The following is a 6162-nucleotide window of genomic DNA, read 5'->3' on the forward strand; positions in this document are numbered from 1 at the left end:
GCGGCGGCTTTGTCTTTGGTCAGGATGTTAAATGAAGCGGCAACGTCTTTGGCCAAAACGGGGTCGCCGTTGTGGAATTTGGCTTTGGGGTTGATTTTGAAGGTAACGGAAAGGCCGTCCGGCGCCAGGGCGATGTCTTCGGCAATCAGGCCGTAGACGGCGTAAGGTTCGTCCATGCTTTGCTCGGTCAGAGTGTCGAGTGTCAGCATACTGATGCCGTATTCGTGGTTGCCTTTGAGGGTAAAGGGGTTGAGCGTGTCAAAAGCACCGAGGAAAGGCGTGGTAAATGTGCCGCCTTTGGGGGCGTTGGGATTGACGTATTCGAAAGCGGTGAAGTTGGCCGGATATTTGGGTGGTTGGCCAAGGCCTACGCCGTGAGCGGCAAAGGCGGCAGATGGAATCAAACCGAGCAGCGAGAGTAGGGCTGGTGTTTTCATCTATTTTTCCTTGTAGGTCGAATGTAGTATTCAGTAGTGTGCCGATTATAGCAAAGGCCGTCTGAAACTTGATATTTTTGGTTTCAGACGGCGTCAGGTTTAAGAGGATTGTTTTTTCGTATGGGCGCTGAACTCGGCAAGCGTCATGTTCAAGGTTTCCAAGCAGGGCTGCATGATGTGGTCAACCGTTTGATTGACCTTGTCTTTATTAAGCGTTTGCGGACGGTAGACAAAGAGTTTGAACAGCTCCGCCAAGTCGATGGACTCCGCTCCCATTTTCAAGACCCAGCCCTGACGGCCGGAATAGACATAACCGTGTCGCGCCAGTTTTTCTAAAAGCTCGCCCAATTCATCGTAGCCCATATTGATATGCCGTCTGAACTCCTGCACCGGCAATGCCTTGCCGCTTTGTTGGGCAGAATCGAGCAGCAGCAGGATTTTCAATACATCGTCAAAGCGGCCGCGCGCATCCAGACTGCGCCGGAACGCTTCGCCGCACCAGTAGGACAGGGACGAGGTCAAAACCGCGCCGCCCAATACCAGCGTCCATAATAGGTTGAGCCACAATAGGAAAAACGGTACCGCGGCAAATGCGCCGTAAATTGATTTGTAGCCGTCAAAGTTGCCCATGTACCAAGCGAACAAAAAGCGTGCCGTTTCCAAACAAAACGCCGTTACGGCCGCGCCGACCAAAGCATGGCTGGCAGGCACGAAACGGTTGGGCACAAAGCGGTATAAGCCCCACAGCAGCAGCGTAATAAATGAAACCGTGGTTATGCCCCTCAACCATTCCGAGCCGCCCACCACTTGCACCTGGCCGATCACGACCGACAAGCCCACGCCCAAAGACAAAGGCCCAAACGTCAGCAACGCCCAATACACCAAAAACTGCATCATCCAAGGCCGTTGCGAATTGACGCGCCAAATCCGGTTGAACGCATTGTCTATCGTCCGAATCAGCATCAGCGAGGTGACGACCAACATCACACTGCCGATCGCCGTCAGATTGGTGGCCTTATCGCGGAACGCATTGATGTAGTCAAACACCATGTCCGCGCCCTGCGGAACGATGGTGCGGTTGATAAAAGAGATAAACTCCCCCGACCATTGGTCGAAAACGGGGAAGGCCGAAGCGATGACGACCATCACCGTCAACACGGGCACCAAAGCCAAAAGTGTTGTAAATGTCATGCTTGCAGCTACCTGCGGCACGCGCTCCTCATCAAAACGGCGCACGACAAACCAAGCGAACGCCACGCCTTTACTCTTTAAAAAACCTTGCCACCATTGCGAAAACGGCATAACCTTTTCCCACTTCCAAATTGAAATTTTTTCTTTTCAGACGGCCTGAGTATTTAAAAGGCCGTCTGAAACCTGACAACATTGTAACGGAAACCCCAAATGAACCCAAATCCCCTGAAAATCCTCGTCCTCTTTTATTCCCAAAACGGCAGTACGCGCAACCTTGCCCGCCAAATCGCACGCGGTATCGAAAGCGTGGAGGGATGCGAAGCCGTGTTGCGTACCGTTCCCAAAGTTTCCACCGTTTGCGAAGCCGTTGAAAAAGCCATTCCCGACGAAGGCGCGCCATACGCGACTGCCGACGACCTCAAAAATTGCGCCGGCCTCGCGCTTGGTAGCCCGACACGTTTCGGCAATATGGCCGCCGCGATGAAATACTTTATCGACGGCACCATTCCCCTTTGGCTCGGTGCAGAACTCGTCGGCAAACCTGCCACCGTATTCACCAGCACATCTTCGCTGCACGGCGGCCAAGAAAGCACCCTGCTGACCATGATGCTGCCCCTGCTGCACCACGGCATGGTCATCAGCGGTATTCCATATACCGAGTCCGCGCTCAGCAATACCCAAAGCGGCGGCACGCCTTATGGCGCAAGCCATGTTTCCGGCCACGACAGCAAGCCGGCATTGACTGCCGAAGAAAACAATATTGCCTTTGCGCAAGGTAAGCGTTTGGCAGAGTTGGCACGAAAATTGGCAGACTGATTGCCTTATCATAAAAAGATTAAGGCCGTCTGAAAACCTGATGATATGGGTTTCAGACGGCCTTTTTAGTTAATTGGGACTAGATTGAAAATAAATATTTTGAATTAAACAAAATACTTAGAAAATAATGATTAAAACATAGTTTCATCGGGCTACATCTTTTTGATAGAATCTGCGACCAAATTGTAAAGATAAGCTAATTGGAGAGGCTATGTCACTACCTGTATTTCCCTATGGCAAATTAAGCTTTGCCGTCAGTCTGGCGCTGTGTTCGGCGTATTCTTTCGCGACCGAAGTAGAAAATACCCAGCCGCAAGAGCGTGTCGATTTACCGACAGTTACCGTCCAAGGTGTCGGAAAACAGACTACTTCCAACTACACCATTCCCGCTTCCTCCGCCGCGACAGGCATCCGCCTGACCCAGCGCGAAACGCCGCAGTCCCTGTCTGTCGTAACGGCAAAACAAATCGACGACCAAGGCTTGGACAGCCTGCAGGACGTATTGAAACAAACACCGGGCGTGTTCCACAGCAAAATGGGCAACAACGTATCCGGCCACAGCGAGTTTATTTCACGCAGTCAGGCGATTGACAGCATTTCCGTGGATGGTGCGCCCAAATTCCTTTACGACGGTAAAGCCATCCGTCGCGGCACCAACAATCTGGACAGCGCATTGTATGACCAAGTCGTCGTCGTGCGCGGCGCAAGCGGTTTGTCCAACGGCGGTATGGGCGAGCCGGGCGGTACGGTTGCTTTGGAACGTAAAAAACCGACTGCCAAGCCAGCCATCAGCGTGGAAGCCGGTGTCGGTTCGTGGAACCACTACCGCTTCGTCCTTGATGGCAATCAGCCTTTAAATGCAGACAATACCTTGCGCGGCCGCGCTATTTTGGTCAGCGACCACGGCGGCGATTACCTGCCGAACACTTCGCGCCACAACCACACGTTCTACGGCATTCTCTCCTACGACTTCACCCCTCAGACCCAATGGAATATCGGTACGGAAATACACCGTTTCCGCAACAAGGGCAGCTCGCCTTTCAGCTATCTGACCGTGGCGGGAAACCCTGACAACAATCAACCTTTCAAACCGTTTGCAGCCTCACCGCGCAGCAATGCTTCGGCAAAATGGGCTTACGGTAAAGAAAACAGTGCGGAAATCTTCACCTCTGTCAATCATGAGTTTGAAAACGGTTGGGCTCTAAACGGCAACTACAGCCATACTTATGGAAAAAGTGATGCAGTTTCCGGTATAGCCGGTCCTTTTGTCATTTATCCGGACTATTCCGCTAAATTCTTTGCCGAGCGCGATCAAGCCAAGTACGCCGACCAAGATTTTTCTCTGAATTTAGACGGCGATTACCCGCTTTGGGGACGCAAACATGAATTCAATGCCGGCATCAGCTATCAGTACAATAAGGAAACTCCTTCATATTACGAAGAAAATGAAGATGAGATTGTCCCTGATTTGCGCCTTTTTGACGGAAATTTCACAAAACCGGCCATACCCTACATTCGCGACGGCTTTGCCCATATGAAAAACCTCTCTGTTTACGGTTCGACCCGTTTCAAACTGACTGACAGGCTGGCATTGATAGGCGGCGGACGGTTTGTCGATTGGCAATACCGCTACAGTTCCAATCGCAACAATTTTGCCGACAGCAGGCATAAAAACAAGGTATTTATCCCCTATTTGGGCGCAAGTTATGATTTAAACGACAATCTGACAGCCTACACCTCCTATACCACCATATTCCGCCCTCAAGTGCGTTACTTGACCAAAGACGGTACGGCACTCGAACCGCAACGTGGCAAAACATATGAACTCGGCTTAAAAGCCTCTTGGTTTGAAGGCCGTTTGAACGCTTCTGCATCCGCCTTTATGAACAAACGCGACCATTTGGGCGTGGTTGCAGGCAAATTCGCGAATGGTAAGCCATACTACCGTGCAACCGACAACACTACAACAAAAGGCATGGAACTCTCTGTCGGCGGCCGCCTAAGCGACAAATGGCTGCTCAATGCTTCTTATGCGTACTCCAAACTCAAAAACGATTCGGGCAATGTGGTCAACCCTTCTTATCCTAACCACCTTTTCAAACTCTTTACTGCGTATGACGTTACCGACCGTTTGAACTTGGGTGCAAACGTCAACTGGCAAAGCGGTACAAATGCAGTATCTGATGAATACCAGCCCCTCACCGTTGCCGGTAAAGAAGCACTGACCCAACGCCCATACGCTACGCTGGATTTGACTGCGCATTACAAAATCGGCAAATCCACCCGCATCGGTTTGGACTTTGAAAACGTATTCAACAAACGCTACCGCCCCATGCCGGATATTCACGTTTACGGCACGCCGCGTAGTGTGACTGCAACGGTTAAACATACGTTCTAATTGAAAAGAAAAATAGTGCAGGCCGTCTGAAAACCTGAGTGATCGGGTTTTCAGACGGCCTGAATTTTTTTCTCATATTGTTTTGATGTCAAACCTGACTAAAACTTGCTCGGTATCTTGAGCAAAGAAATCAAATGACAGACACAAAAAAGACCGGAACATATCCGGTCTTTTTAATGATTTCGCACTTACGCTTGGTAACCTTTCGCTTCGGCAAGCAGGGCCAGCAATTCTTCAGTCGTATCCCAACCGATGCAGGCATCCGTAATACTTTGACCGTAAACTTCAGGCTTGTCTTGACGGCCTTCAACCAAGTGGCTTTCCACCATCACGCCCATGATGTTTTCTTCACCGGCTTTCAGTTGCGCCGCAACATCGCGTGCTACATCCATTTGTTTGCGGAAGTCTTTACGGCTGTTGGCATGGCTGCAGTCCACCATCAGTTTGCTGCTCACGCCGGCTTTTTGAAGCTGCGCAACCGCGTCTTTAACGTGTTCCGCGCTGTAATTAGGCTCTTTTCCGCCACGCAAAATCGCATGGCAGTCAGGGTTGCCGCTGGTGTGGACAATCGCGGAATGACCGGCTTTGGTGACAGACAGGAAGTGGTGTGGATGATTGGCGGCGCCGATGGCGTCGATGGCGATTTTCAGATTGCCGTCCGTACCGTTTTTAAAACCGACAGGGCAGGAGAGGCCGCTGGCCAATTCGCGGTGTACCTGGCTTTCAGTTGTACGCGCACCAATTGCGCCCCAAGAAATCAGGTCGGCGTAATATTGCGGCGTAATCATGTCCAAGAATTCAGTCGAAGCAGGCATGCCCATTTCGTTCAAAGTCAGCAACAACTGACGCGCTTGGCGCAGGCCGTAGTTGATGTCAAACGTACCGTCCAAGTGCGGATCGTTAATCAGACCTTTCCAGCCAACGGTTGTACGCGGTTTTTCAAAATACACGCGCATTACAATCAGCAGCTCTTTCTCATATTTTTTGCGCAAGGGCAGCAATTTTTGCGCATATTCAACCGCCGCCTTAGTATCGTGAATCGAACATGGGCCGATGATGACCAGCAAACGGTTGTCGCGGCCGTGAACCAAATCCGAAATCTCATGACGTGTTTTATAAACCAAATTGGCAACCTGAGGCGTAACAGGCAGCTCATACAAATGTGCGATTGGAGGGAGTAACTCTTTGACTTCTTTAATCTTAATATCGTCGGTAGGGTGGTGTTGGGACATGATGGACTCTCTTGTTTATTTTTGATACAGGTTACAGGTTTTAGCAGGATTAAACAAGGCTTAGTTTTTTGTTTTAGCAATTTTATTC

At 50.6% G+C, this 6162-nt stretch carries 5 protein-coding genes; 2 read left to right on the forward strand and 3 right to left on the reverse strand.

From position 1 onward, the window contains the following. A partial coding sequence (locus ACTHUT_RS12575; RefSeq protein ID WP_440418856.1) for an ABC transporter substrate-binding protein occupies positions 1 to 437 on the reverse strand: 437 nt, incomplete at its 3' end. Between the two features lie 99 nt (positions 438 to 536). Continuing rightward, positions 537 to 1739, reverse strand: coding sequence for a YihY family inner membrane protein (locus tag ACTHUT_RS12580; protein WP_440418857.1), 1203 nt, complete (start codon positions 1737 to 1739; stop codon positions 537 to 539). A 99-nt stretch (positions 1740 to 1838) separates the two neighbouring features. Here ACTHUT_RS12580 and wrbA point away from each other — a divergent pair, with 99 nt between their 5' ends. Together wrbA and ACTHUT_RS12590 are read left to right on the forward strand one after the other, a co-directional pair. Continuing rightward, a complete protein-coding gene (gene wrbA / locus ACTHUT_RS12585; RefSeq protein WP_250599444.1) occupies positions 1839 to 2444 on the forward strand; it encodes an NAD(P)H:quinone oxidoreductase in 606 nt (201 codons plus the stop codon). 211 nt (positions 2445 to 2655) lie between these two features. Beyond that, positions 2656 to 4842 (forward strand): TonB-dependent siderophore receptor, encoded by a 2187-nt coding sequence (locus ACTHUT_RS12590; protein WP_440418858.1) that lies wholly within the window; start codon positions 2656 to 2658, stop codon positions 4840 to 4842. Positions 4843 to 5030: 188 nt separating this feature from the next. On the opposite strand, the gene aroG is transcribed toward ACTHUT_RS12590, so the two are convergent. After that, positions 5031 to 6074, reverse strand: a complete 1044-nt coding sequence (aroG, locus tag ACTHUT_RS12595; RefSeq protein WP_003683923.1) for a 3-deoxy-7-phosphoheptulonate synthase AroG — start codon at positions 6072 to 6074, stop codon at positions 5031 to 5033. Positions 6075 to 6162: the final 88 nt, after the last annotated feature.

The sequence above is a fragment of the Neisseria sp. P0022.S010 genome, from assembly GCF_051956635.1.

Excerpts from the sequence above, each read along its gene's own strand:
- ACTHUT_RS12580 (WP_440418857.1), bottom strand. The coding sequence starts at position 1,739 with ATGCCGTTTTCGCAATGGTGGCAAGGTTTTTTAAAGAGTAAAGGCGTG.
- wrbA (WP_250599444.1), top strand. The coding sequence starts at position 1,839 with ATGAACCCAAATCCCCTGAAAATCCTCGTCCTCTTTTATTCCCAAAAC.
- aroG (WP_003683923.1), bottom strand. The coding sequence starts at position 6,074 with ATGTCCCAACACCACCCTACCGACGATATTAAGATTAAAGAAGTCAAA.
- ACTHUT_RS12590 (WP_440418858.1), top strand. The coding sequence starts at position 2,656 with ATGTCACTACCTGTATTTCCCTATGGCAAATTAAGCTTTGCCGTCAGT.